We start from the raw sequence: 26,197 nt of genomic DNA, 5'->3' as shown, positions 1-26,197 counted from the left end.
GGTACAAGGTTTAGTTCTTCAAACTCTGCATGGGGGCGGGAATCCGGCCGCCCCGGTCCACAAAGGCCTTTGCGGAGAAGGGGTGGACGGGCTGCACGGGGGCGGAGCCCAGCAGGCCGCCGAATTCCACGGTATCGCCCACCTTGCAGCCGGGGGCGGGAATGATGCGGACGGCGGTGGTCTTGGAGTTGACCATGCCGATGGCGGCCTCGTCGGCGATAATGGCGGACAAAGTCTCGGCGGGGGTATCGCCGGGGACGGCAATCATGTCAAGGCCCACGGAGCACACGCAGGTCATGGCTTCCAGCTTGTCCAGGGTGAGAGCCCCGGATGCGGCCGCGGCAATCATGCCCTCGTCCTCGCTGACGGGGATAAAGGCACCGGACAGGCCGCCCACGTGGGAGGAGGCCATGACGCCGCCCTTCTTCACCGCGTCGTTCAGCAGGGCCAGAGCGGCGGTGGTGCCGTGGGTGCCGCACACCTCCAGACCCATCTCCTCCAGAATCCGGGCCACGGAGTCGCCGATGGCGGGGGTGGGGGCCAGGGACAGGTCCACAATGCCGAAGGGGGTGTCCAGGCGGCGGGAGGCCTCCTGGGCCACCAGCTGACCCATGCGGGTGATGCGGAAGGCGGTCTTCTTCACCGTCTCAGCCACCACGTCAAAGGGCTGGCCCTTCACGCTCTGGAGGGCGTGGTACACCACGCCGGGGCCGGAAACGCCCACGTTGATGACCTTCTCTGGCTCGCCTACGCCGTGGAAGGCGCCGGCCATGAAGGGGTTGTCCTCCACGGCGTTGCAGAACACCACCAGCTTGGCGCAGCCGAAGCCGCCCTTGTCGGCGGTGCGGCCAGCCAGGTCCTTGATGGTTCGGCCCATGAGGGCTACCGCGTCCATGTCGATGCCCGCCTTGGTGGAACCCACGTTGACGCTGGCGCAGACGATGTCGGTGGTGGACAGGGCCTCGGGAATGGAATTGATAAGGATGCGGTCGGCCTCGGTCATGCCCTTCTGCACCAGGGCGGAGAAGCCGCCGATGAAGTTGACCCCGCAGGTCTTGGCCGCGCGGTCCATGGCCTGGGCGAAGGGGGTGTAGTTGTCCGTCTCAGACGCCGCCGCCACCAGGGCGATGGGGGTGACGGAGATGCGCTTGTTCACAATGGGAATGCCGAACTCCTTCTCAATGGCCTCGCCGGTGGCCACCAGGTGCTCGGCGTAGCGGGTAATCTTGTCGTACACCTTGTCACAGGCCACCTTCACGTCGCTGTGGGCGCAGGAGAGCAGCGAGATGCCCATGGTGATGGTGCGCACGTCCAGATGCTGCTGGTCAATCATCTGGATGGTCTGCATAATTTCGTGTTGATTGAGCATATTGGTCCTCCTGCTTAAATGCGGTGCATAGCATTGAAAATGTCTTCCCGCTGGATGCGGATGGACAGGTCCTGTTCCTTGCCGGCCTGCTCCAGAATATCAGACATCTCGCCGATGGACTGCTGGCAGGCGGAGGTGTCCACCAGCATGACCATGGTGAAGAACTCCTGGAGGACGGTCTGGGTGATGTCCAGAATGTTGATGTTGTGCTGGGCCAGCAGGGAACACACGGAGGCGGTGATGCCCACCCGGTCCTTGCCGATGACGGTAACAATAGCCTTCATAAAACAAGTTCCTTTCTTTTGTGGTTTTATGGTTTGTTTTCGGGAGAGCAAGGCGCTCCACAGTATCACGCCTCGCCTGCTCGCGACGCACAGCTTCCCTTCGTCTCGGGCTCGAAACAGTCGTCGCTGGCGGCTTGGTTTCTCCCCCTCGCTCCGGTCCATCTGTGCTGCTCGCGACGGCTCGGTCGCTTAATTCAGTTCATCCAATGTAAGCTCAAAGCCTGGCAAAAACTCCTCCATAAAGCACTGCAGAGCGGGCAGAGGATTGTCCTGGAGGGCGGCCCAGGTCTGTTCCTTGGCCTTTTTGAACTCGCTGTTGCCCGCCTTCAGCTCCTCCACGCACTTGAGGTAGGCGGACAGCTTGTCCGCCGCCTTTACCAGGGCCCGGATTTCCGGGTTGGGGATGGTGAGAGCCTCATTATAAGCGGGGCGCAGGTCCTGGGGGAGCATGTTCAGCAGCTTCTGCTCCGCCACGGCCTCCACCTGCTTGTAGGCAGACTGAATGTCGGGGTTATCGTATTTGATGGGGGTGGGCATGTCGCCGGTGAGAATCTCGCTGGCGTCGTGGTACAGCGCCGCCACCGCCACCGCGCCCGGATCCACCTGGCCGCCGAAGCGCTCATTCTGCAGCACGGCCAGAGCGTGGGCCAGGACCGCCACCATGTGGGAGTGCTCCTGGATGTTCTCCGGGTCGGTGTTGCGCATGAGCCCCCAGCGGTTGATGTACCGCATCCGGGCAATCATGGGGAAAAAGTGATAGGGCAAGAGAAAATCCCCCTCTGCTTGAAGTCAGTGGTTATTTTATCACAGCCGGAGAGGGATGTAAACGCCGAAGGCCGTGGAATGGGGCGAAAATGAAAGGACGCCGCAAAAGCGGCGCCCTCTGTGGTGTGGTCTATTTCTTTTTGCCTATGTCGGGCAGGACCAGGTACAGCGCGCCCACAAGAAACAGTCCTACCAGCACCCCCACCAGAAGGGGAGGCACGTGCAGCAGAAGGGCAATGAGCAGGGTGCCTCCCACCACCAGAGGCTGGCGTTTCGTCACCAGTACCACCTCAAAGGCCAGAACCGGAAGCCACAGGGCCCCCGGAACCTTCAGAGCGACAGCCAGGACCGTGGCCAGGATGAGCACGATGAACACAAAAATCCGGTGCTGGAGATCCTCCAGCCAGGGGGACAGCAGGTCCCGCCGCCAGAAGGGAGTCCGTTCAGGCTCTCGTGCGGATGTGTCCTCTCCCTGCTCCGACGTGTCCCGGGCCAGCTCATCCAGGGTGACGCCGAAGAGGTCGGCCAGCTTGATGAGTTTATCCAAATCGGGCACCGATTGGCCCGTCTCCCACTTGCTGACGCTCTGACGGGATACCCCCAGCTGTTCCGCCAGTTCCTCCTGTGACAGCTCCCTTTGGGTGCGGAGAGCGAAAATTCGTTCGGCCAGGGTCATGTTGGGTTCCTCCCTTTGCTCCAGGCATGAAAGGAGCTGTAAATCAGCCACAGGGTCAGCACCCCTCGACTCACCGAGATTAAAATACCAAGCTGGGTGGACACATACCACTCCTTCGGGGAAAGGACGCACATGACAAGCAGTTGAATCCCCCCCAGCAGCCCCCAGGGCATATAGGCCATGGTGTACGGGTTGAAAATGAGCAGGCTCAGTCCCACTACCAGCCAGCCGAAGATGAGCCAGGGGTGCTTTTTGGCCAGCAGCAGGGGCAGACCCAGAACAATCAGCGCCGTACCCACAAAAACCAGAAGGATGCCCGCACCCACAAGTCCCATCAGGGCCAGGGCCAGGCCGATGAGCTCCAGGCACACGCCTGCCGTCTGGGTGCCCGTCAGGCTGCGCTTCTCCTTTACATAAACCACCTGGGGCTCCGGGGCCTTCGGCGGCTCCGGGGGCTGGGGCCGTTCCCCCTCACGTACCAGCTCATCCACGCTGATGCCGAAGAGGTCCGCCAATTTAATGAGTTTATCCAAATCGGGTACCGACTGGCCTGTTTCCCACTTGCTGACGCTCTGGCGGGACACCGCCAGCTTTTCCGCCAGCTCCTCCTGGGAGAGCCCCAGCTGGGTACGCAGCGACAAGATTTTTTCCGACAGTGACAAAGAAATCTTCCCCTTTCCATTGGGCTTGGTTGATGTTATGATAAAGGAAACGAAGGAAATTTACAACCAAGTCCCCTTGGAAATGGCCGCAACCAACAGTTGCGGGCCCATTTTTCCCGGAAAGGAGCCCATTATGGCCAAGAAAAACGCCCGCAATACCAAGGGCCGGATCATCCAGGCCGCCTGGCAGCTGTTCTACCGCCAGGGCTACGACGACACCACCGTGGAGGAGATTATCGAGGCCTCAGGTACCTCCCGGGGCTCCTTCTACCACTACTTCGAGGGCAAGGACGCCCTGCTCTCCTCTGTCTCCTTCCTCTTCGATGAGAAGTATGAGGAGCTGATGGAGACCATGGACCCGGAGATGGACCGCTTTGACCAGCTGATGTATTTAAACCGGGAGCTCTTTGCCATGATCGAGAACTCCATCTCCCTGGACCTGCTGGCCCGGCTCTACTCCTCCCAGCTCATCACCCGGGGGGACAAGCACCTGCTGGACCATAACCGCACCTATTATAAGCTGCTGCGGCAGATTGTTCTCCAGGGCCAGGAGCGGGGGGAGCTGCGGGGAGACGTGACCGTCAACGAGATGGTGCGGGTGTACGCCCTGTGTGAGCGTGCTCTCATTTATGACTGGTGTCTTTCCGGGGGAGACTACTCCCTGCTGCAGTACGGCCGGACCATGATGCCCATGTTTTTTCAGGGATTTCGGAGCCACAGCTGAATTTTTGTAAAATAATACAAATGAGAAAATGATAAAATGTTCAGCTTAAATCCCTTGTGCTTCAATGAATATAAGAAAAAATAGAGAACGGTGTACGGAATTTGTTCTGCACATCGTTCTCTATTTTATTCTGTTTTTCTTTGTGCTATGATGGTCACACGTGTCTGAGTTCGGGCGGAAAGCCCGGAACTTGTGTGTGGAAGAAAGGCGGCCCGGCCGCCGAAAAGGAGAGAGAAACGTATGACTGCGGCACAGATTTGTATTATGGCGACGATTATCGTCTACCTCTGTTTTGTTATCTGCACCGGCGTGTTCATTGGCCGCCGGAGCAAGAAGAGCGCCGAGGGCTTTTACCTGGGCGGCCGGGGCATGGGCCCTCTGGTCACCGCCATGAGTGCGGAGGCCAGTGACATGTCCTCCTGGCTGCTGATGGGTCTGCCCGGCGTGGCCTACCTCAGCGGTGTGGCGGACGCCAGCTGGACCGCCATCGGCCTGGCTCTGGGCACCTACCTCAACTTCCTGCTGGTGGCCAAGCGCATCCGCCGGTACAGCGTACAGCTGGACGCCATCACCATCCCCTCTTTTATCTCCAAGCGCTACCAGGAGAAGCGCCCTGTGATCATGTGCATCGCCTCCCTGGTCATCCTCATTTTCTTCGTGCCCTATGTGGCCTCGGGCCTGGCCGCCATCGGCAAGCTCTTCAACAGCCTGTTCGGCTGGAACTATATGCTGGCCGTGGTCATCGGCGCCCTGGTCATCATCAGCTACACCTCCGTGGGCGGCTTCTCCGCCGTGGCCACCATGGACCTCATTCAGTCCATCATCATGACCGTCGCCCTGGCCGTCATCACCATCTTCAGCATCGTCCAGGCGGGCGGCGTGGACGCGGTGGTGGAGAACGCCAAGTCCCTGCCCGGCTATCTGGGCTTCTTCCAGACCTACAACCCCTCCACCGGTGCGGCGCAGCCCTACCCCTTCATGAACATCTTCTCTATGCTGGCCTGGGGCCTTGGGTACTTCGGCATGCCCCATATTCTGGTGCGCTTCATGGCCATCCGGAATGAGGAGGAGCTGAAGCTGTCCCGGCGCATCGCCTCGGTATGGGTGGTCATCTCCATGACCGTGGCCGTGTGCATCGGCATGATCGGCAACGCCGTGTCCAAGGCGGGCCGCATCCCCGTGCTGGAGGGCAGCGCCTCTGAGACGGTCATTGTCCAGATTGCCAACCTGCTGTCTAACTTCGGCGTGGTAGCCGGTGTGGTAGCCGGTCTCATTCTGGCGGGCATTCTGGCCGCCACCATGTCCACCGCCGACTCCCAGCTGCTCTCCGCCGCCTCCGCCTTCTCGGAGAACCTGCTTCAGGACGTGTTCGGCATCAAGCTCACCCCCAAGCAGACCATGCTGGTGGCCCGGGGTACCGTTATCTGCATTGCCGTCATCGCGGTCTTCCTGGCTGCCGACCCCGAAAGCAGCGTCTTCGCCATCGTGTCCTTCGCCTGGGCTGGCTTCGGCGCCACCTTCGGCCCCGCCATTCTCTGCGCCCTGTTCTGGAAGCGCAGCAACCGCCAGGGCATCCTGGCCGGCCTGGTGGTGGGCGGCGTGATGGTCTTCGTGTGGAAGTTCCTGGTCCGCCCCATGGGCGGCGCCCTGGGCATCTACGAGCTGCTGCCCGCCTTCCTCAGCGCCCTGGCCGCCATCGTGGTGGTCTCCCTGCTCACCCCCGCCCCCGACGCCTCCATCCAGGAGTCCTTCGAGTCCTACAAGCGGGGCTAACCCAATATGCAGAAAGCCCGGAGCACCCACGGTGCTCCGGGCTTTTTTATGGTATTATGGCTCGTCGGGCGGGTTGGATGATTCCCGGCGGCGGTCCCACCACAGCCAGCCCAGCAGGCCGGCGGGCAGCAGGGCGCCGAAGAGAATGATCCGGAGGGCCAGCAGGGGGTCCTCCTCCAGGAACATCCAGGCCACCACCCCACCGTAAAGCAGGGGCACAATCCCGCCCAGGTACCAGTCCGGGGAGTTTTTGCGCCCCAGCCAGGCGGAGATCAGCACCCCGGCAAAGGCCAGGGAAAAGACAGTCCAGGAATCCATACCCGCTCCTTTACTCCAGGTTCAGCCGGTGCCCCAGAATCCACACAGTACCGGCGGTGAACAGCAGAACCAGAGGCAGCATCATGGCCGAAGCGCCCAGAAAAGTGGCATGGGTGTTGGCGCTGAGCATGTGCTCCAAAACATGCAGTTTATCCAGACAATCCAGGTATACGGTGCCCAGAATGTCCAGCCCGATAAAGGCTGCCACGCTCATGAGAATCCGACGGCGGAACAGGTGGCCGATGGCCATGGACAAGTAGGTCATGGTGATGAAGAGAATCAGGGCCAGCACACACACCAGAAGGAACTCCAGCAGGTAGACAATTGAGTCGGGGTGGGAGGCAATTGCCTCCCACAGGTCCTGGAAGAAGGTAATGCGCAGCACCTGGCTCCAGCGGATGGGCACCATGAGAATACAGGCCGCGAGCATGACGGCCATGCTGACCACCGAGGTGACCACCGCGCAGATGAGCTTGGACAGCACCAGCTGCCAGGCCCGCACAGGCAGGGTGTGCATCAGATAGCCCTCGTCCCCCAGCAGGCCCTTATAAAAGCGCTGGACCACAAAAATCATCACCGCTACGAACATAGCGAAGAGGACAGAGACAAAGGCAATGACCAGAACCAGCTCCAGCAGTCCGGTGACCTCCGCCTCTCTGCTGTCATAGGGCAGGGTGAAGTGGTTAATAAGGGCCAGCACCAGGGCGGCCGGCCAGATAAGGGCGAAGGACTTGCCCATAGAACGAAAATCGTATTTGAGCAGCTTCCACAGCATCAGAACTCGCCTCCTTCCATGGGCTGGGCGCGGAAGATTTCCCGGAACAGGGTGTCCACGCTCTTGCCCTCGTGCTCCCGGATGTTGTCCACCGTCTCGTGGAGCATAATTTTTCCCTCTTTCAAGAAGATGGCTTCGTCCAGCACCTTCTCAATGTCGGCAATCAGGTGGGTGGAGATGAGGACAGTGCCCTCCTCGTTGTAGTTGGTCAGAATGGTGCGGAGAATAAAGTCCCGGGCCGCCGGGTCTACCCCGGCGATGGGCTCATCCAGCAGATAGAGCTGGGCCTTCCGGGCCATGACCAGGGCCAGCTGCACCTTTTCCTTGGTGCCCTTGGACATGGTCTTCAGCCGGTTGCGGGGCTCCACCCCCAGGCTGTGGCACATGGCCACCGCCTTCTCATAGTCAAAGTCCCGGTAGAAGTCCCGGAACAGGTCGAAGAGATCCACCGCCCGCATCCAGTTGGCAAAGTACATCCGGTCGGGCAGGTAGCTGATAATGGCCTTGGTCTCCGGCCCCACGCTCTGTCCGTTGATGGCCAGCGTGCCCGAGGTGGGCTGCAGCAGGCCACACAGAATCTTGATAAGGGTGGTCTTGCCGCTGCCGTTAGGGCCCAGCAGACCGATAATCTTGCCCCGGCCAATGGACAGGTCCACCCCGTCCAGAGCAATCTTGCGGCCGTAGGATTTGGTCAATCCCCAGCTCTCAATGAGCATATCGTTCATCATTTCTCCTCCTTCAGCAGCTCCACAGCCTCTTCCGGGCTGTATCCCAGCTCATTCATGGACTCCAGATAGCGGCGGATGATGCCCTGGGCCTCCGCCCGGCGGGCCGCCTCAATGACCCCCTGGTCCTGGGTGACCAGCCGCCCCGCCGTGCGGTTGGACTCCGCCAGCCCCGCCTGCTCCAGCTGGGCCAGCGCCCGCTGCATGGTGTTGGGGTTGACCCCCGCCTGGGCCGCCAGCTCCCGCACCGGGGGCAGCTTGCTCCCCGGTGGATAGACCCCGATGAGAATCTGCCGGGCAATCTGCTGGCTCAGCTGCTGCCAGATGGGGCGGTCCTCGGTGAACTTCCATTCCATGGAACACCCTCCTTGTATGATTGTATTAAGTGATTAGTACAATAATACACCCGGTCCGTTTTGTCAAGAGATTTTTTCTCCTTAATGAAATTTTAATTTTGTGGAACCGGTTTGTTGCCGGTTTGTAGGGAATTTGAGGGAGAATTGTCGTTGCAATGTCCCTGTTTTTCCCATAAAATAAAGGTACCAACCAACCGAGCAAGGAGGTTTTCTTATGAGACGTACCACTTCCTGGGCCGCCCTTCTGCTGGGCGCTGCCCTTTTGTTGGGAGCGTGTGCCCCCGCTGACCAGTCCGGCGGCAGCAGTTCCTCGGGCCAGTCCTCCCAGTCCACAGGGACGGACAGCAGCCAGACCGCCGACTTTGTCTTTACCCGGGAGAATCTGCCCCGGCTGGACGGCTCCACCTCCACCGTCCCCCTGGCCAAGGCCATGTGCGGGGTGCTGCTGGGGGAGGACCCGGAGGCCACGGCCGACCTGGTGCAATTCTCCCGCACCACCCAGTCCTACCGCAACCTGATGGAGGGGACGGTGGACCTGGTACTGGCGGCGGAGCCCGCCCCGGAGGTTCTGGATGAGATGAAGGCCCAGGACAAGTGGCTGCTCACCCCCTTCGCCACCGACGCCCTGGTCTTTGTGGTGAACCAGGACAATCCTGTGGACAATCTGACCACGGAGCAGGTGCAGAAGATTTACACCGGAGAAATTACCAACTGGAAGCAGGTGGGGGGCTCTGACCTGGAGATTGTGGCCTTCCAGCGCAATGACGGGGCGGGAAGCCAGACCCTGATGGAGAAGCTGGTCATGGACGGCAAGGAGATGATGGCGGCCCCCCAGGCCTGGGTGCCCGACTCCATGATGGGCCTCATGGACGCGGTGCGGGACTACGATAACTCCCCCTCCGCTATCGGATACAGCGTCTACTACTACGCCAACGACATGGAGATGGCCCAGGGGCTGAAGGTACTGTCCATTGACGGGGTGCAGCCCAGCGAGGCCACCATCCGCTCCGGGGAGTACCCCTTCCTCAACCCCTACTACGTCTCCATCGCCAAGGACACCCCCCAGGACAGCCCCATCCGCATCCTCTATGACTGGGTGCTGGGTCCCGACGGCCAGAAGCTGGCCCAGATGGAGGGCTATGTGCCGGTGACCGGACAGGAGGGGTGAGCATGAGACGAATGCTGCCTGCGCTGCTGCTGTCCGCCACCCTGCTGGCCGGGTGCTCCGCCCCCGGTGAGAGTACCTCCGCCTCCCAGAGCGCGTCCAGCCAGCCGGAGGGCTCCCAGAGTTCCTCCTCCGCCCAGGGCGGCGGGACCATCCGCGTCCAGACCGACTGGTCCGTGCTGGAGGGCGGGGAGGAGACCCTGCCCACGGTCTGGAACCGCTGGTATGACAGCTACACCGACCACCTCATTTCCCGGAAAGACTACGGCACTCTGCTGCCCTATGTGGGTGCCCGGGTCACCATTCAGCCCATGGAAGGCGAGTCCCAGGACTATCTCTCCACCAGCTTCCTCTACGGGCTTATGACCCAGGAGGGCACCGTGGTGATGGACCCGGTGTGCACCTCCATCTACCGGGTGTCCTACTCCACCGGAGTGGGGGACAGCGTCCCTCTGCCCGTCCTGGCCCTGGAGAAGGGGGACAAGGAGCGGGGCGACCCCAGCGACGGCTCGCTTATCGCCCTGGCCTCCGCCGACGGGAGCTGGTGCACGGACTTTGTTTACTGGGGCTGCGCCGCCAGTCCCACCGCCATTCTGGCCGGCGGCAAGGATGGCATGGACCTGCTGGCCCCGGAGACGGGCGAAGCAGTCAAGGAGTGGAGCTGGGCAGAGCTGGGCATTGACAACGCAAGCTCGGTGCCCTGGTTCACCGGGGACGCCTACTCCTCCCTCCAGTGGACCGGGGACCGGTTCTTCCTGGGCTGCTATGGGACAGACGGGAGCGAGGCCCGGTTTTTGGACCCCATGACGGGGGAAGTGACCACCAGCTCCGCCCAGGCCTGGTATGACAGCCTGGACCAGAAGTTCCAGAGTGCTCCCCAGACCTGGTGGGATGCCAAAGCCAACGGCGACGGAACCTACACCCTGACCATGGGAGACGAATCCCACACCATTACCGCCCCTCTGGATATGGGGGACGCCCTGCCCTATGTATCCGGAGGCGACCGGGTCATCTTTGAGGACGGGCAGGGTGCCTTCGCTGTCACCGACCTGGCGGGCAAGGTCATTCTCCCCAAGCGGGAGGGCACCCTTGCGGTGCTGCAGAACGACTGGGAGGGCGGCAGCTCCTGGCTGGCCGTGCGCCTGGAGGGCGAGCCGCTGTGGCTGCTCTACAACTGGGACGGCACCCTGGCCGCCAGCTTTCCCTGGAGCGAGGGCAGCTGGTGCTCCACCAGCGGTTCCCTGGTGGAGGTGTGCTCCGACACCATGTCCGCCTACTACCGCCCCGAGGACGGCAAGTGCGTCCTGCGGGTGTACTTTGGACTGCCTGGATAAGCAGTCTTAGCAGGAAAGTGTAAAAAAATTGTGAATACCCTTGCTTTTTTACGGGGAGCGCGCTATGATAACGTTAGCACTCAGTTGAAACGAGTGCTAACGTTATTTTTTGTTTTTAACAAATTTTCAAATATTATGGAGGCATCAGACACCATGGCAAAAAAGCAGTTTAAAGCGGAATCCAAACGCCTGCTGGACCTGATGGTCAATTCCATCTACACCCACAAGGAGATTTTCCTGCGGGAGCTCATCTCCAACGCCAGTGACGCGGAGGACAAGCTGGCCTACAAGTCCCTGACGGATGAGAACGTGGACATCAAGCGCAAGGACCTGAAAATCACCATCGTCCCCGACAAGGAGGGGCGGCTGCTCACCGTGTCCGACAACGGCATCGGCATGAGCAAGGAGGACCTGGAGTCCAACCTGGGCACCATCGCCCGCAGCGGCTCCGGACAGTTCAAGGCAAACCTCTCCGAGGACGACAAGGCCGCCGACAAGATTGACGTCATCGGTCAGTTCGGCGTGGGCTTCTACTCCGCCTTTATGGTGGCCGACCACGTCACCGTCATCTCCAAGGCCTGGGGCAGCGACGAGGCCTGGATGTGGCAGTCCGACGGGGCCGACGGCTACACCGTCACCCAGTGTGAGAAGGACGCCCCCGGCACCGATGTCATCATGCACCTGAAGGCGGACGAGGACGGGGAGAATTACAGCAAGTACCTGGAGACCTATCAGCTCCAGGAGCTCATCAAGAAGTACTCCGACTATATCCGCTACCCCATCGTCATGGAGGTGGAGGACTACCGCCAGAAGGAGAAGCCCGCCGACGCCGGCGACGACTACAAGCCCGAGTGGGAGACTGTGAAGGAGTGGAAGACCATCAACTCCATGGTCCCCCTGTGGCAGCGCCAGAAGTCCAAGGTGAAGCCCGAGGAGTATAACGCCTTCTACAAGGAGAAGTTCGGCGACTGGCAGGACCCCCTGGCCGTCATTCACACCAGCGCCGAGGGCGCCGTGACCTACAAGGCCATGCTCTATATCCCCGCCCAGACCCCCTACGACTTCTATACCCGTGAGTACCAGAAGGGCCTGCAGCTCTATTCCTCTGGCGTGATGATCATGGACAAGTGCGCCGACCTGCTGCCCGACTGCTTCCGCTTTGTGAAAGGCGTGGTGGACTCCCCCGACTTCTCTCTGAACATCAGCCGTGAGATTCTCCAGCACGACCGCCAGCTGAAGGTCATCGCCACCGCTCTGGAGAAGAAGATCAAGTCCGAGCTGCTCAAGATGCAGAAGGACGACCGGGAGAAGTACGAAAAGTTCTGGAAGGCCTTCGGCACCCAGATTAAGTACGGCGTGGTGGCCGACTACGGCGCCAAGAAGGAGCTTCTCCAGGACCTGCTGCTGTTCTGGTCCTCCAAGGAGAGCGCTTACACCACCCTGGCCGCCTATAAGGACCGTATGCCCGAGGACCAGCCCTATTACTACTACGCCTGCGGCCAGAGCGTGGACAAGATTGCAAAGCTGCCCCAGGTGGAGCGCATCCTGGACAAGGGCTATGAGATTCTCTACTGCACCGAGGACGTGGACGACTTTGTCATGAAGGCCCTGGACGAGGTGGACGGCAAGAAGTTCAAGTCCGTGGCCGACGACGACGCGCTGCCCCAGACCGAAGAGGAGAAGAAGGAGGCCGAGGAGAAGGCCGAGGCCGGCAAGGGTGTGCTGGAGGCCGTGAAGGAGGCCCTGGGCGACCAGGTGAAGGAGGTCCGCATCTCCTCCATCCTGAAGTCGGGTGCCTGCTGCCTCAGCGCCGACGGCCCCGTCTCCCTGGAGATGGAGCGGTATATGAGCAAGCTGGAGGGCGGCGAGCACATGAAGGCTGAGCGTGTGCTGGAGCTGAACCCCGACGCTGCCCCCTTTGCTGCCCTGAAGCGGGCGGTGGAGGCCGGAGATAAGGAGACCGTGGCCAAGTACGCCAAGGTGCTCTACGGCCAGGCTCTGCTGCTGGCCGACCTGCCTCTGGAGGACCCGGCGGAGTTTGCTCAGCTGGTCAGCTCCCTGATGGTATAAGCCGTTCTCAAACCAAGAACACTAAGAGGGCCGCCCGAACGGGCGGCCCTCTGTTCAAATCTGATTCTGATACTGCTGGAGATGGCGGTTAAGCTGCCGGGAGTCCTGCTTCAGGGCCACGTGGAATCCAAACCACATGGCGGCCAGGCTAGCCTCAAAGGTGAGCAGCAAAATCAGGAGCATCCACCAGGGCGTGGGCGTAAACCACCCCATCACAGCCGCCCCGCCCGGGAAGGCGAGGTGGGCCAACAGAACCCACAGCACGGTGTTTCGTCTCAGGTACGTCTGCTCCCGGTGGCGCGGAAAAAGGGCGCTCTCCACACTGGCGAAGGCCATGCATACCAGAAGCATCTCGATCAGAATGAGAGTGTCCATGACAAAGCGCCCGGCCACCGCATCGGAGATGGCCTTCATGAACACCAGCCCGGAGAAATAAAGCCCCATGTTGTACTTCATCTCCAGGCCCCAGCGGTAAAAATGAAGAAATCCAGTCATAACCATCTGCTCCTTTCTCACAGCCCCAGCCGCTCCCGCAGCAGGGGCGCATAGTGCCGGGAGACCATAAATTTTTCTCCCGTGACCAGCAGGGCCTCAATCCGCCCGCCGGCCTGACTTTTCAGACTGCGAATCCCATGGAAATTCACCAGGGCGGATTTTCCGCACCGGAAAAAGCCGGTCACTCCGTACCGCCCCTCCAGTTCGGCCAGGGACAGGGCGGTCTGATACACGGCGCCGGCCGTATAGACGAAGGTCTTGTCCTCCAGGCTCTCGCAGTAGACCACCTCCCCCGGCGGGAGCAGGGTGGTCTGCCGCTCCTGGTCCCACACCAGCAGCCGCTGCAGCCCGGAGCGCAGCAGGGACAGCACCCACAGCATCTCCTCGTCCAGCTCCGGGCAGCGGAGCACCACCTCGTTTTCCGGGACCGGGATGTGCTCCACCGTTATTTTCATCTCAGCCACCTCCTTCTGCCCAGAGGATACCAAAGTCTTGCCGCAGGAGCAAGGTAGATTCCCCCAACTGGATATTTTTCGCCCCTAAGATACACCACATTCCAAAAGGAGCCCACATATGGATATTCTTGTCACCATTGACCGCAACTACCTCCGTCCCCTGTCCGTCATGCTGAAGAGCCTGGCCGTCCACCACCGGAACCGGCCGGTGCGGGTCTACATTCTGCACCGCTCTCTGCTGCCCGAGGATTTCACCCGTCTGGAGCAGATGGTGGATGAGCCCGGGCTGGAGCTGGTAAACCTGCCGGCGGGAGATTCCATCCTGGCCGACGCCCCCACCACGGATCGCTATCCCCTGGAGATGTACGACCGGATTTTTGCCGCCCACTACCTGCCAAAGGACCTGGAGCGGGTGCTGTACCTGGACCCGGACCTGGTGGTCAACGGGCCGCTGGACGACCTGTGGGAACTGGATCTGGAGGACAACTGGTTCGGGGCGGCCAGCCACGTGGCCAAGGGGCTGGAGTGGATGAACGCGGTGCGGCTGCAGTCGGAGACGCCGGGGCCCTACATTAACTCCGGTGTGCTGCTTATGAATTTGCCCTTCCTGCGCCGGGAGCAGCAGCTCCAGCCGGTGCTGGACTACGTCCGGGACCACCGGCGCACCCTGTTTCTCCCGGACCAGGACGTTATCAGCGCCCTGTACGGCGATAAAATTCTCCGCCTGAATCCCTACCGCTACAACATGACGGAGCGGCTGTTTACGGCGGCCAGCCTGAGCCCCAGGGGGCCGCTGGAGTTGTCCTGGGTGGAGGAAAACAGCCGTATCATCCACTATTGCGGACGAAATAAACCTTGGAAAGATCACTATCTGGGCAAGCTGGACTGTTTTTATTGGGAATATGCCCGGCAAATCGGTCCTTTTTAAATGAAAAGGGAGGCAACAGTTTCCCTTTGCTCTTGCCAAGCGGCGGGAAACACACTACAATAGGGGAGTAAACCCAGAGCCCCCTTGTCCGGCCCTGACCCCAGGAGGTCCCCATGTATCTTGTTGATTACCACACCCACACCCGCTGCTCTCCGGACAGCGAAGCCCGCCTGTCTGATATGGTGCGGGCGGCCCAGCAGGCCGGCGCCCGGGAGCTGTGCACCACCGACCATTGCGATTTGCAGCAGGCGGACGGTACGCCGCTGGGGGAGTGGGACTGGGGCCCCATTCTGGAGCAGTTTGAAGAGGCAGAGTTCTTTCAGTACCGGGAGGACTTCCGGCTGCAGCTGGGTCTGGAACTGGGGGGAGGCTACACGAACCCCGGCCGGGCGGAGGAAATTCTCTCCGGCGCGCCGCTGGACTTTGTCATCGGCTCGGTGCATAACCAGAGCCCGGAGCTGGGGGGACGGGACCTTTTTTATCTGGACTACCGGGACGAGGAATTGTGCCGTCAGCTGCTGGAGGACTACATGGCCAACCTGCTCCGGCAGGCTGGACAGAGCTGCTACGACAGCCTGGGGCACATCATCTATCCCCTGCGGTACATCAACGGCCGGGCAGGCCACCGCATGACTCTGGAGCCCTGGAGGGATCAGCTGGACGAGGTGCTGCGCACCGTCATCGAAACCGGACATGCCATCGAGGTCAACACCCACGGCGGCCGGGAGGTTACGGAATGGCTGCCCATTCTCCGGCGCTACCGGGCCCTGGGGGGCGAGCTCATTACCCTGGGCTCCGATGCCCACCGCCCCGCCCATGTGGCCAAGGGGCTGGAGCAGGCGGCCCAGCTGCTGCGGGAGACCGGGTTCCAGTGGGTCACTGTGTATCGCCGGCGCAAGCCGGAACAGCGGCGGCTGTAACCGGCCCGCCGACAAACCATATTTGCTTGGGAGGAGTTATTATGATCGCCATTGCTTCTGACCACGGAGGCTATCAGCTCAAGGAGCATATCAAAGCCTATCTGGCCGCCAAGGGCATTACCTGTGAGGACTTTGGTACCAACAGCACCGAGAGCTGCGACTACCCCATTTTCGGCCGCGCTGCCGCTGAGGCTGTGGCCTCCGGCCGCTGCGAGAAGGGCATTGTCATCTGCACCACTGGTATCGGCATCTCTATTGTGGCCAATAAGGTGAAGGGAATCCGCTGCGCCCTGTGCTCTGAGCCCCTGTCCGCCGAGCTGTGCCGCCAGCACAACAACGCCAATATGCTGGCCATGGGTGCGGGCATTGTGGGGCCCAACCTGGCCCAGCGCATTGTGGACACCTTCCTCGCCACGGAGTTTGAGGGCGGCCGCCATGCCCGTCGTGTGGGTCTCATCACCGAGATGGATCAGTAATCGGCATCTTACATCGTATTTAATGGGAAAGGGCCCGTCTTCTCTGGGAGACGGGCCCTTTTTGCACCCTGGTGCGGGCATAGTGGCAGATAATTTCCAGAAAATGTATTTTAATGTACCATTTTGTACCGCTGCGTACCAAATATGAGAGACCAGAAATGGGCAAACCCGGTTTCCCAGTTCCCGCACATGGGCGGGAGGTGAAAACCGGGTATTCTTATTTTGGGAGGAATGAACGATGGCAAATGCTCAGACGGAGCACTACGGACTCAATCAGTGGGCGGCGGAGGACCCGGTGCTGCGGGAGGAGTTTAATCGGGATAACAAGATAATAGATACACAAATCGCTTCATTGCGCGGTATGGCGGAATTATATCCTGTAATTTTGGTTGGAACCTATTCAGGAACGGGAAATGCGGACAATCAAAACTTTATTGCCTTAAATAGACTGCCAAAAGTTCTCTTGATTATGAATAAAAATGGAGAAAACGCTGAATTTGGATGTGTTATTGAAGAGACAGGCGTATATAAGTCCGGAAATAGTTCAGTGGGAGTACCATTGAACGTGATCCGGACAGAAAAAGGGATTAGCTGGAGCAGCAAATACGCACAATCCTCCCTAAATGCCGAGTGGAATCAGTATGTTTACTTTATGTTGTGTTAAAAGGAACCCCGGACCAATTGGTCCGGGGTTCCTTTTAAGTTCGTATTTCTGAAACTCAGAATTACTTCTGAACGACGTAGATGACATCAGCCAGGTTGGCATTGTCAGAGGTGGGAACCACAATGACAAAGTCGTTGGCCACATCAATGCTGTCCACAGAGGCGTTCACGTCCACGTTGCCGTCCTTATCGCGGATTACAACCTGGGTGTTGGCGTCGTACTGCATGACAGTCTTGCTGGCGGTGCCAGGAATGGCAGCGCTGGCAATGATGGTACCATCAGAGATCTTGGTGATGTTGGCAGCCTTCAGAGTGTTACCGGAACCGGTGTAGGCACCGGCAACGGAGGTCACAGCGGTGATGTAGTCACCGTCGCGGCCGCTCACAGTTACAACACCGATGGTGTAGGTGCTGCTGGAGGTGGACAGAGCGGTATCAATGCTGCTCTTGCCGGCGGCGGTAGCGGTGACAGTGGTCACGGCACCGTTCACAACAGCGTCATAGGTGTAGTAAGTGGTATCGCCGATCTTGGTCTCAACAGCGTTCTTGCTGGTGATGAAGATCTTGTCAGAGGTGGAGACAGCGCCGTCAATCTTGGCACCAGCAGCCTTCACGTAGACATACTTAGCAATGTTGGAGGTACCATACTCATACACCATGGAGTACACATTGGCGGCATCCGCAGTGATGCTGGGAACGTTCTTGATACCAGTGTAAACAGTGCGGGTGTTAGCAGTGGTATTCTCAACAATGAAGATAGTCTTGTCGTTGGCATAAGCGGTGATCTGGCTTCCGGCTGTATCCAGAACCACAGCAGCCTCGTTCTTGTTAAGGGTGGCGTTGGTGCCGCCGGTATAGGACTTCAGATACTGCTCGCCAGTGGTGCTGCCAGTGGTATAAGCAGTCAGCTCATAGCCCTTCTCAGTAACTTCATACTTGTAGACAACACTATATGCGGTTACAGCGGTATCAGCGGTGGGTTCAGAAGTACCAACCTTGGTGACCTGGGTGGTGAACACCTTGCCGGTCTCATCAATGGCCTTGACGGTCAGACCACTGACACTGTTATAGTCTTTGCCCAGAACGACCAGGTAGTTGTCGGTAACCTCAACGTCAGCAACCTTAACCACATAGCCATAGGAGTCAGCATAGACCTTGGCATCCTTGTTCAGGTTGCTGGAGGCCACAGTAGCCAGGCTGTTGGTGCCATCCACGTTGGCAACCAGGCCGGACTGCTCGTAGGTACCGTTGGAGGTGGTAACCTTGCCGTTGGACAGGTTCACAGAGTTGAAGGTGACAACGACGGGCTCGATCTTCTCAATATAGTACTGAGTATCGCCGTTGCTGTCGTTGGCCAGAGCGTAGTACAGAACCACATCATCCTTCTTCAGGCCCTCGTAGCCGTGGACATATTCCACATTGGTGCTAGCGGGAATGGCGTTCATGCCGGTGCCGATAGCGGCCTTCAGAGAGGTCACGCTGCCAGAGGTGGAGGTCTCAACATTGCGGCTCAGAGTAGCCACAGACTTCTCCACGATGGTCACGACCTCGGCCTTGCCGTCATAGGTGCCATCGGACTCCTTCTGGTCCAGGAAGGTGACAATGGCACCCTTCTTGGCGTACTCAGGGTCGGTGCTGTGATTGGTAGTGGTGGATGCAGCCACCTGAATCTTGGGGGCGGTCAGAGAAGTGGCGTTGACATACACTTCGCCGGCTGTGCAAGACGCGCCGTTAGTCAGAACACGCAGCTGAGTACCGTTCAGGTAGAACTTCAGCTGGGTCCAAGTACCAGCGGAGTTGGTGGTATCCAGCTCAACAACAAACTTGCTGTCGGACTTGGTGGTCAGCTTGGAGATCTCGGTGCCATTGGTGGAGACAGCCAGGCTGGAATCGGTCATGTAGAAGTCAGTCAGGACCTTGCTGCTGTAACGGTTGACCCACACGTGACCGGTCTCACCGTGGCTGGTCTTGGGAGAAGTGGTTACATCAAAGGTCTTGTAGGCCAGAGTCAGAGTGGGGGCCTGGTCGCCGGTCTGCACGCCGTTGGTCAGAGTGCCGCCCACAGTGTAGTAACCAAAAATCTCATTGTAGACAACGGGGGTGGTCTCGGTCAGGGCGTTGAACACCATCTGAGCCACGTCGTTGCGCTTCAGACCAGCGGTAGCAGACAGGCCGGTCAGATTCTCGTACAGGCCGATCTTGGTGCCACGCTCGGTGGCGGCCAGCATCCAGCCGTTGGCGAACTCAGCGTCGGTCTGGAAGTAGCCCAGAGCGCGGCAGAGCATCAGAGCGGCCTGGGCAGTGGTAACAGGCTCGTTGGGGGCAAACTTGCCGTCGCCCACACCGGCCACGATGCCCAGAGAGGCGGCCAGGTTCACATAGCCCTGGGCCCACACGGGAACATCGGTAAACACGTCAGCACCAACAAACTGGCCGACGTTCAGGTTCTTGCCGTACAGAACATTGCAGATGATAACTGCCATCTCGGCACGGGTGACCACCTGGTCAGGATTGAAGTTGCCCTTATCGTCACCGGACATGACGCTAATGGCCTGCAGGAGATCGATGGCTTCCACGTTGTCAGCGGAGTCCACGTCGCCATAGCTCAAGGCGCTGGTTCCGACGACCATCATGCCCAGGAGCATGACGGAGGCCAGAGCCAGGCTGAGAGCCCGCTTCAGGTTTCTCATTGGAATTCCTCCTTTTAATTTCTGGTCCTCCGGTCTGTGCGGCCGGAAAGACCCACATGGAAAATCCGCCCCGGCTCAAACATCTCTTCAAAACAGGACGGAGCACCATCCCGCACGGCGCCAACCGTCAAAGAGTGAAAGGAAGCACTCACTCTTTTTCATGCGTAAGAAAGACAATACTCCGCCCTGCCCGAAGCAAAATGAAAGAGGGTGGTTTGGATTTTGCTCCCGTATTTTTCCCAAAATCCGACTTGTGCATTTCGGTGAAAAAACGGGCGAAAACAGGCGGTAGAGCCCCACTTTTCTCCGCAGAAAAGTATAACGCCCCTTGCACTCGAAAAAATGTAAGAATTTTCGGTAGGAAACCAGTGAAAATAGCCTGTTTTATGGTAAAAAAGTTGGCTTGGTAGACATTTGGTAGACACCCAGAAAATGGAAAAACGCGGAACCCTTGAAACACAAGGGTTCCGCGCCTTTTTTGGTAGACATTTGGTAGACATGGTCTAAAATTCCGGTAGACACTTGCCCCAAACAGAGAGGCGCGGCGCCTGGAAGATCCAAGCGCCGCGCCTTCTATATGGTTGGGGAAAAGAGAGGGGATTTGTCGAATCAGCCCAGATTCAGGGCTTCCTTGACCTTGGAAATGATGTGCGCGCCGATGTCGCGGGAAGCGTCCACGGTCTGAGCACCCAGGTGAGGCGTGACGATGAAGTTGTCACACTGGAACAGGGGGGAATCAAACCCCGCACCCTCGGTCAGGCCGCCGGCAGCCAGCTCGTTCTCCATAACGTCGGAGGCATAGCCGCCGATCTTGCCGGCCTTCAGGGCCTCGTACATATCCTGCTCGTTGACGATGCCGCCGCGGGCCATGTTCAGAACCACAGCGTCGTCCTTCATCTCAGCGATGGACTCGGCGTTGAACAGGTTCTTGGTTTCGGCAGTCAGAGGCATGTGAATGGTGACGAAGTCAGCCTGCTTGAGCACGTCCTTCACATCCAGACCAACGGCGTGCTCCTTCTCAAAGTCCTCGGGCTTCAGGTAGGGGTCATAGGCGACAACGGTCATGCCGAAGGCGCGGCCCAGCTCGCCCACGCGGCGGCCGATGCGACCGAAGCCCAGAATACCCAGGGTCTTGCCGCGCAGCTCACGGCCCACGAACTTATACTTGTCCCAGTTCTTGTTGACCTTCACGTCAGCGTTGGCGGGAATGGTGTGGCGGGACAGGTCCAGCATCTTGGAGATGGTCAGCTCGGCCACGGCGTTGGCGTTCAGGCCGGGAGCGTTGAAGACCTGGATGCCATTGGCCTTGGCAGTCTCCATGTCGATATGGTTCAGACCCACGGAGCAAACGCCGATGACCTTCAGGTTCTTGGCAGCGTCCAGGATGGTCTTGTTGATGGCGGGGTCAACGCGCATAATCAGCACGTCATAATCGTGAATCAGGGCGGTCAGCTCCTCCTGAGTGGGGAGCATCTTGGTGTCCACCTGCATATACTTGCTGAGTTCTTCGGCAATAGCGCTGTGAACGGCATCGATGATCAAACACTTCATAAAATAACACCCTTCCTTATAAAATCGGTTCTTGAGCCTGAGCCCCGCACCTGACGTGGTTTCGGCTCTGTTCCGCTTCTTATGGGTCCATTATGCCATATTTTTTCCCCGAGGAAAAGCACCTTTTTTGTGAGGGTTGCCACAACTATTTAACTGTGGTAAAATAACGGCGTCAAAATTTCGGCGCAGTGAGCCGTGGGTTTGGAGGGATGCGGGTGAACTTCCTGCATTTGCGCTATTTTCTGATGGTGGCCGAGGAGCTGAACATTACCCGGGCCGCCGAGCGTCTTTATATTTCACAGCAGTCCCTCTCCAACCATATCAGCAACATGGAGCGGGAGCTGGATGTGAAGCTGTTTACCCGTTCGCCAAAGCTGTCTCTGACCTATGCGGGCGATCTTCTGGTGCAGACGGCCACCCAGATTTTGGACCTGTATAGTCAGTACATGACCAAAGTGGGAGACATCAACCGGCACTATCTGGGTGTGCTGCGGGTGGGAATTTCTCATACCTGCGGACTGGCCCTGCTGCCGGTGGTGCTGCCCCAGTTCCGGAAGGAGTTTCCCATGGTGGAGTTCTCTTTGTATGAGGGGAACTCCACGCAGCTGGAGGACGCGCTGTCCCACGGGCGGGTGGACCTCATCATCTGTTTCCAGCCTATCATGATCGAGGGAGTTACCACCGTCCCGCTGACGGAACAGCGGCTGATGATGGTGGTGCCCAAGCCGTTTACAGAGCAGCGCTTCGGCATCCATGCCGAGGAGATCCGCCTGCAATATGCCAAGGGGGCGGACATCAGCGCCTTCCAGCAGTTCCCCTTCGTGCTGATTAAGCGGGGCAACCGGACCCGCAACATCGTGGACCAGTATTTCAGCCGCTACTATTTCAAGCCGCAGCTGATGCTGGAGACGGAAAATACCGTTACAACTCTGGCCATGGCTCAGGCCGGTATGGGAATCACCATCTGTCCCGAGCTCTTCCTCCGGGCCATCCCCAACGCTCCGGCGGACAGCGCGGGAGTGGACGTTTTCCCCCTCACCGACCCCTCTACCTTCAGTAAGTTGGTGGCCGGATACCGCCGGGACCGCTATCTGTCCCACTTTGGCGAACGGTTTATCGCTATGGCCCAGGATGCCATGTAACATTGTGAAATGGAAACGGCCTCCCGCAGTGCGGGAGGCCGTTTTATATTTGGAGACAGTTGTGACGTAATTTCCAGAAAATGTATAAAAATGTACGATTTTGTGCCCTTGCCCACCCATCATGAGGGAGCAGCGTGGAACACATTTTAGGGAGAAGCGAATTGCGCTTCCGAGAACGGCCACCATCCTTCCTCGCCGTAGGGGCGGATGTTCCCATCCGCCCGTCATACATATACAGGCGGAGGAGGAATTTCTATGGCTAGTGGTCAGACAGAGAATTATGGACTGAATCAGTGGGCGGCAGAGGATGCGGTGCTGCGGGAAGAATTTAATCGGGATAATTTGAAAATTGACATCGCCTTCAAAGGGATTCCACAAATTGTGACTGGTATCTATAAGGTACCACAGGAACAATTAGGAAAGCCTTATCATGTTTCGTTGGGGTTCCGTCCCAAATTGGTTTTGGTATGGAGAAATCAGGTGAGCGGATACGCTGTTTATCTGCTTTATTGCGCTATGGTTTTGGATGGATACCCTATTAAGGAGTACACCAGTAATATTTCACTCATGGAAATTGATGATGATGGATTTGTCGTCCAGCGTGTGATTTACAACGACAACAGCGCCTATTATCCAAGCCTATCTGAGGCATCGGAATATATGTATATGGCGGTTGGCTAAGGAACCAACCCCACAAAATTGCTCCCCGCACCCTTTATGGGTGCGAGGAGCAGTTTGTTACGGAAATATAAATAAATCCTAATTAGGCGTCAACCTGGAAACCGATGGTCATGGTAGCAGTAGTAGTACCATTCTCGGCGGTCACAGTGACGGTGATGCTGCTGGTGGCATCAGAAGCACCGCTAGCCTTAACGGTCGCAGAGCCACTGACAGCCCAGATACCTTCGTCAGCGCAGGTAATGTCAGTAATGGTGACAGTCTTACCGCCCTTGCCAGTCAGGTTCTTAATAATATGATTGTCGCTGTTAGCGTCCAACTCAGTAGTCAGTCCAGTGACCTTAGTCTCCACACCGTCAATCACATAGGTGAAGCCGGTAATCTTAGTGGTGGCCTTGATGTCCTCCACGATGATGACCTGGTCAGCAACCTTGGCGCTGTCGCTGGTCTTAGTCACATAAACCTTATCAGTGGCATCCTTGTTCACATTGGCAGCGTTCAGCTCGGTAACAGCGCCAGTGTGATCAATGTAGTACACCTCGGTCTTATCGTTGACAATGTAAGAAGCGGTATCAGTCTTCAGCACACCGCCGGTCACCTCAACGCCAACAGTGGCGGAGACGTTGGAGCTGTGGTTGGACAGCAGGGTGATAATGCCGTTGCTGTCGGTGGACATGACCTTGTACAGGGTGTTCACGGCAACAGCTGCATCGGCAGTGGTATCACCGTTGTTGTCAACAATGTTGGCAGTAGCCTCAGCCAGTTTCACCTGCTCCACCTTGCCGTTGACAATGGCGTTGAACAGATAGTAGGCATCGCCCTTGCCGGACGCAGATTCAGGAATGTAGGTGTAGCTCTTGGTATCGTAATTGTCACCAGTGCCGGGGATGTAGACATACTGGCCGTCAGCGCCCTGAATATTACTGGAAGTAGTGATGACATAAACATACTTGGCAATGCCATCGTCAGTATAGACCTTACAGTTGGTGGTAGTCAGGGTGTTAATGGTAGGCACGTTAGCGATACCGGTATAAACCTTGATTTCGGGATCGGACGCACTCTTGGTGTTCACCAGGAAGATGGTGCTGCTGTTGCCCACCTGACCAGTGGCAAACTCAGCTTTGTTGCCGGTCAGAGTGGAGCTGCCCAGATCGGCACTGCTCTTCTCGGTCAGCTCATACTTGCCCTTAGAATCAACCTTGTAAGTAACAAAGGCATTGTCAATGGCGGTGGTGGTGGTGTCGTGGTCAGCGGAAACCTTGGCAGTCCCGCCACCGGTGGTCGGAACAGCGTCCTTGCCGTCAACCTTGGAAACGGTAACAATCTTGTTGGTACCGTCGGGCATCAGCAGACGAACCTGGCCATAGCTGGTCTGACCCAGCTCGGTGCCGGTGACCCAAGCGGACTCCAGAACAAAGGCGTAGTTGTCGGTGGCCTTGTCGGTGTTCTTCTCAGCCTTGATGATGTTGTTGGCACCATCCAGGTAGAAGGTGTACTCGTTGGTGTAGTCGTTGCTCCAGCTGTTGTTGGCGTTGGCCAGACCGGAAGTGGCATAGGCGGTGCCGTTCAGAACCAGCTTGCTGCCATCCTGCATGCCGGAAACAGTGCCAGTGACAGAGGCGGCCTTGGTGATGTAGGTGGTAACCTTGCCGTCACCATTGTTGTCAGTGCCCTTGTAAGCCAGAACCACGTCGCCCTTCTTCAGGCCCTCATAGCCAACCACGGTCTCGGTGGTGTTGGCAGCAACATAGCCGCCCATGCCGGTGATGCCGGGAACGATGACGCGGGTCTCGTTGTCCACAACCTTAGTGGCGGCGTCGGCGGTCAGGGTGTAAACGGTGGGCTCAATGACTACAACACGGTCAACCTGGTTGGCAGTTGTAGCGTTCATATAGAACTCGACGGTAGAGCCAACCTTCAAAGTATAAGTCTTGGCAACGGCAACCGCACCGTTCACAGAAACGATAGTGCCGCCGTTGGCGTAGGTGTAGGTCTTCTTCAGCACGTCGGTGACATACTGAGCCACAGTCTTGCCGGACTTATTGACCACGGCCACATTGGTAGCCTCGTTGGCAGAGAAAGCAACGTTCTTGCCCTTATAGGTCCACTGCTTGCCGGGACGATTGAAGTCATCACGCTGACCGGCGTTCAGCTTCAGGTCGCCCTTGTAAAGCTGCTCACCCAGCTGAACGGCGTAAGAGGTGGTGCCGGTGACCATGGCATCGCCGAAATCATCGGCATAAGAAGCAGTGCTCAGCACGTCCTCATACTTGACCTCGCCAATAATGGTGACGTCGCCGGTGATAATGGTGGAGCCGCTCTTGACAGCCTCAACGGTGGTAGCCTTCAGGGTGTTCAGAGCAATCTGAGCCACGTCGTTGCGGGTCATAGCAACAGTAGCACCGGAGGCAATACCCTTGAACAGGTCAATTTTGGAGCCCTGCTTCACGGTGGCCAGCTGCCAGTCGCCGCCGAAGTCGCTGGCGTACTGGAAGTAACCCAGAGCCTTCATCATCATCAGAGCGGCCTGGGCAGTAGTGACGGAATCATTGAAGCCGAACTGCTTGTCGTTGTAACCAGCGGCAATGCCGTTGGCCAGACAGGCGGCCACAAAGCCCTTGCCCCAGTCGGGTACGTCGGTGAAGGTCAGGGTAGTGCCAACATAGTCGTTGACATCCAGACCCAGCATGTTGGTCATGACCACGGCCATCTCGCCGCGGGTGACCTTCTGGTCGGGGTTGAAGTTGCCGTTGGTGTCGCCAGTCATGACGCCAATAGCCTTGATGACCTCAATGGCCTCCACGTTGTCAGCGGAGTCCACATCGGCATAGCTCGCGGCGCCGGTGCCGACCACCATCATGCCCAGGAGCATGACGGAAGCCAGAGCCAGGCTGAGAGCCCGCTTCAGGTTTCTCATTGGAATTCCTCCTTTTAATATTTGGTCCTCCAGTATGTAACTTTTTGGACCGTTTTCCGGGCTTCCAGACCCGGAATTCGGGTTTCAGGGAACTTTTCCGGCTTTTTAGACCAGTATAACGCCCCTTGCATTGCGAAAAATGTGAGAATTTCAGCCCGGAAACGGCAAAAACAGCTTGTTTTATCGTAAAAAAGTTGCCTTGGTAGACATTTGGTAGACACCCAGAAAATGGAAAAACGCGGAGCCCTTGAAACACAAGGGTTCCGCGCCTTTTTTGGTAGACATT

At 58.3% G+C, this 26,197-nt stretch carries 25 protein-coding genes; 11 read left to right on the top strand and 14 right to left on the bottom strand.

Annotated elements, in window-relative coordinates; genetic code table 11:
• Window positions 1–10: 10 nt before the first annotated feature.
• The 5 genes from AC3YUO_RS03530 to AC3YUO_RS03510 all read right to left on the bottom strand — a co-directional run bounded on the left by AC3YUO_RS03530 (window position 11) and on the right by AC3YUO_RS03510 (window position 3,735).
• Complete coding sequence (locus AC3YUO_RS03530; RefSeq protein WP_489961673.1) at window positions 11–1,369, bottom strand: PFL family protein; 1,359 nt, start codon at window positions 1,367–1,369, stop codon at window positions 11–13.
• A 14-nt stretch (window positions 1,370–1,383) separates the two neighbouring features.
• The gene (locus AC3YUO_RS03525) at window positions 1,384–1,653 is read right to left on the bottom strand and encodes an ACT domain-containing protein (protein ID WP_489961672.1); all 270 of its coding nucleotides are present in this window, start codon (window positions 1,651–1,653) and stop codon (window positions 1,384–1,386) included.
• Between the two features lie 189 nt (window positions 1,654–1,842).
• Window positions 1,843–2,418 carry a 5'-deoxynucleotidase gene (yfbR, locus tag AC3YUO_RS03520; protein WP_489961671.1) on the bottom strand — a complete coding sequence of 192 codons (576 nt, stop codon included), beginning with the start codon at window positions 2,416–2,418 and terminating at the stop codon, window positions 1,843–1,845.
• A 130-nt stretch (window positions 2,419–2,548) separates the two neighbouring features.
• Window positions 2,549–3,094 (bottom strand): helix-turn-helix domain-containing protein, encoded by a 546-nt coding sequence (locus tag AC3YUO_RS03515; RefSeq protein WP_489961670.1) that lies wholly within the window; start codon window positions 3,092–3,094, stop codon window positions 2,549–2,551.
• Window positions 3,091–3,735 carry a helix-turn-helix domain-containing protein gene (locus AC3YUO_RS03510; protein WP_489961669.1) on the bottom strand — a complete coding sequence of 215 codons (645 nt, stop codon included), beginning with the start codon at window positions 3,733–3,735 and terminating at the stop codon, window positions 3,091–3,093. The genes AC3YUO_RS03515 and AC3YUO_RS03510 overlap by 4 nt, the downstream gene beginning before the upstream one ends.
• A gap of 154 nt (window positions 3,736–3,889) precedes the next feature.
• On the opposite strand from AC3YUO_RS03510, the gene AC3YUO_RS03505 reads away from it, so the two are divergent.
• Both AC3YUO_RS03505 and AC3YUO_RS03500 read left to right on the top strand, forming a co-directional pair.
• Complete coding sequence (locus tag AC3YUO_RS03505; RefSeq protein WP_489961668.1) at window positions 3,890–4,480, top strand: TetR/AcrR family transcriptional regulator; 591 nt, start codon at window positions 3,890–3,892, stop codon at window positions 4,478–4,480.
• Between the two features lie 240 nt (window positions 4,481–4,720).
• Window positions 4,721–6,253: a sodium/proline symporter gene (locus AC3YUO_RS03500; RefSeq protein WP_489961667.1), complete on the top strand. Its 1,533-nt coding sequence runs from the start codon at window positions 4,721–4,723 to the stop codon at window positions 6,251–6,253.
• Between the two features lie 54 nt (window positions 6,254–6,307).
• Here AC3YUO_RS03500 and AC3YUO_RS03495 read toward each other — a convergent pair whose 3' ends face one another.
• Genes AC3YUO_RS03495 through AC3YUO_RS03480 form a run of 4 tightly spaced genes read right to left on the bottom strand, consistent with a single transcriptional unit; the run spans window position 6,308 to window position 8,427 of the window.
• Window positions 6,308–6,571 (bottom strand): hypothetical protein, encoded by a 264-nt coding sequence (locus tag AC3YUO_RS03495; protein WP_489961666.1) that lies wholly within the window; start codon window positions 6,569–6,571, stop codon window positions 6,308–6,310.
• Between the two features lie 10 nt (window positions 6,572–6,581).
• Window positions 6,582–7,346: a hypothetical protein gene (locus AC3YUO_RS03490; protein WP_489961665.1), complete on the bottom strand. Its 765-nt coding sequence runs from the start codon at window positions 7,344–7,346 to the stop codon at window positions 6,582–6,584.
• Window positions 7,346–8,074: an ABC transporter ATP-binding protein gene (locus AC3YUO_RS03485; protein ID WP_489961664.1), complete on the bottom strand. Its 729-nt coding sequence runs from the start codon at window positions 8,072–8,074 to the stop codon at window positions 7,346–7,348. The genes AC3YUO_RS03490 and AC3YUO_RS03485 overlap by 1 nt, the downstream gene beginning before the upstream one ends.
• Window positions 8,071–8,427: a GntR family transcriptional regulator gene (locus AC3YUO_RS03480; protein WP_489961663.1), complete on the bottom strand. Its 357-nt coding sequence runs from the start codon at window positions 8,425–8,427 to the stop codon at window positions 8,071–8,073. The genes AC3YUO_RS03485 and AC3YUO_RS03480 overlap by 4 nt, the downstream gene beginning before the upstream one ends.
• A gap of 214 nt (window positions 8,428–8,641) precedes the next feature.
• Here AC3YUO_RS03480 and AC3YUO_RS03475 point away from each other — a divergent pair, with 214 nt between their 5' ends.
• The 3 genes from AC3YUO_RS03475 (at window position 8,642) to htpG (ending at window position 12,996) form a co-directional block, all read left to right on the top strand.
• Entirely contained in the window at window positions 8,642–9,595 is a 954-nt protein-coding gene (locus AC3YUO_RS03475; protein ID WP_489961662.1) for a PstS family phosphate ABC transporter substrate-binding protein, read from the top strand.
• A 2-nt stretch (window positions 9,596–9,597) separates the two neighbouring features.
• Window positions 9,598–10,926 carry a hypothetical protein gene (locus AC3YUO_RS03470; protein WP_489961661.1) on the top strand — a complete coding sequence of 443 codons (1,329 nt, stop codon included), beginning with the start codon at window positions 9,598–9,600 and terminating at the stop codon, window positions 10,924–10,926.
• Between the two features lie 153 nt (window positions 10,927–11,079).
• Entirely contained in the window at window positions 11,080–12,996 is a 1,917-nt protein-coding gene (htpG, locus tag AC3YUO_RS03465) for a molecular chaperone HtpG (protein WP_489961660.1), read from the top strand.
• A 54-nt stretch (window positions 12,997–13,050) separates the two neighbouring features.
• On the opposite strand, the gene AC3YUO_RS03460 is transcribed toward htpG, so the two are convergent.
• Together AC3YUO_RS03460 and AC3YUO_RS03455 are read right to left on the bottom strand one after the other, a co-directional pair.
• Complete coding sequence (locus AC3YUO_RS03460) at window positions 13,051–13,491, bottom strand: hypothetical protein (RefSeq protein WP_489961659.1); 441 nt, start codon at window positions 13,489–13,491, stop codon at window positions 13,051–13,053.
• 17 nt (window positions 13,492–13,508) lie between these two features.
• A complete protein-coding gene (locus tag AC3YUO_RS03455; RefSeq protein ID WP_489961658.1) occupies window positions 13,509–13,946 on the bottom strand; it encodes a LytTR family DNA-binding domain-containing protein in 438 nt (145 codons plus the stop codon).
• Between the two features lie 118 nt (window positions 13,947–14,064).
• Between AC3YUO_RS03455 and AC3YUO_RS03450 the strand changes: the two genes are divergently transcribed.
• The 4 genes from AC3YUO_RS03450 to AC3YUO_RS03435 all read left to right on the top strand — a co-directional run bounded on the left by AC3YUO_RS03450 (window position 14,065) and on the right by AC3YUO_RS03435 (window position 16,934).
• Window positions 14,065–14,874 carry a glycosyltransferase family 8 protein gene (locus AC3YUO_RS03450; protein WP_489961657.1) on the top strand — a complete coding sequence of 270 codons (810 nt, stop codon included), beginning with the start codon at window positions 14,065–14,067 and terminating at the stop codon, window positions 14,872–14,874.
• A gap of 113 nt (window positions 14,875–14,987) precedes the next feature.
• The gene (locus AC3YUO_RS03445) at window positions 14,988–15,794 is read left to right on the top strand and encodes a PHP domain-containing protein (protein ID WP_489961656.1); all 807 of its coding nucleotides are present in this window, start codon (window positions 14,988–14,990) and stop codon (window positions 15,792–15,794) included.
• A 41-nt stretch (window positions 15,795–15,835) separates the two neighbouring features.
• Window positions 15,836–16,270: a ribose 5-phosphate isomerase B gene (rpiB, locus tag AC3YUO_RS03440; protein WP_489961655.1), complete on the top strand. Its 435-nt coding sequence runs from the start codon at window positions 15,836–15,838 to the stop codon at window positions 16,268–16,270.
• A gap of 238 nt (window positions 16,271–16,508) precedes the next feature.
• Window positions 16,509–16,934, top strand: coding sequence for a hypothetical protein (locus tag AC3YUO_RS03435; protein WP_489961654.1), 426 nt, complete (start codon window positions 16,509–16,511; stop codon window positions 16,932–16,934).
• Between the two features lie 61 nt (window positions 16,935–16,995).
• Here the strand turns inward: AC3YUO_RS03435 and AC3YUO_RS03430 are convergent, their stop codons facing one another.
• On the bottom strand, window positions 16,996–19,623 hold the full coding sequence (locus tag AC3YUO_RS03430) for an S-layer homology domain-containing protein (protein WP_489961653.1): 2,628 nt from the start codon (window positions 19,621–19,623) through the stop codon (window positions 16,996–16,998).
• A 609-nt stretch (window positions 19,624–20,232) separates the two neighbouring features.
• Window positions 20,233–21,174, bottom strand: coding sequence for a D-2-hydroxyacid dehydrogenase (locus AC3YUO_RS03425; RefSeq protein WP_489961652.1), 942 nt, complete (start codon window positions 21,172–21,174; stop codon window positions 20,233–20,235).
• Between the two features lie 215 nt (window positions 21,175–21,389).
• Here AC3YUO_RS03425 and AC3YUO_RS03420 point away from each other — a divergent pair, with 215 nt between their 5' ends.
• Window positions 21,390–22,316, top strand: a complete 927-nt coding sequence (locus tag AC3YUO_RS03420) for a LysR family transcriptional regulator (protein ID WP_489961651.1) — start codon at window positions 21,390–21,392, stop codon at window positions 22,314–22,316.
• 255 nt (window positions 22,317–22,571) lie between these two features.
• A complete protein-coding gene (locus AC3YUO_RS03415; RefSeq protein ID WP_489961650.1) occupies window positions 22,572–22,997 on the top strand; it encodes a hypothetical protein in 426 nt (141 codons plus the stop codon).
• An 82-nt stretch (window positions 22,998–23,079) separates the two neighbouring features.
• Here the strand turns inward: AC3YUO_RS03415 and AC3YUO_RS03410 are convergent, their stop codons facing one another.
• Window positions 23,080–25,911, bottom strand: a complete 2,832-nt coding sequence (locus tag AC3YUO_RS03410) for an S-layer homology domain-containing protein (RefSeq protein WP_489961649.1) — start codon at window positions 25,909–25,911, stop codon at window positions 23,080–23,082.
• Between the last annotated feature and the right edge of the window lie 286 nt (window positions 25,912–26,197).

The organism is Pseudoflavonifractor sp. HNCC25GI2 (assembly GCF_058136395.1).
This window is presented reverse-complemented; position numbering and strand designations above follow the sequence as displayed.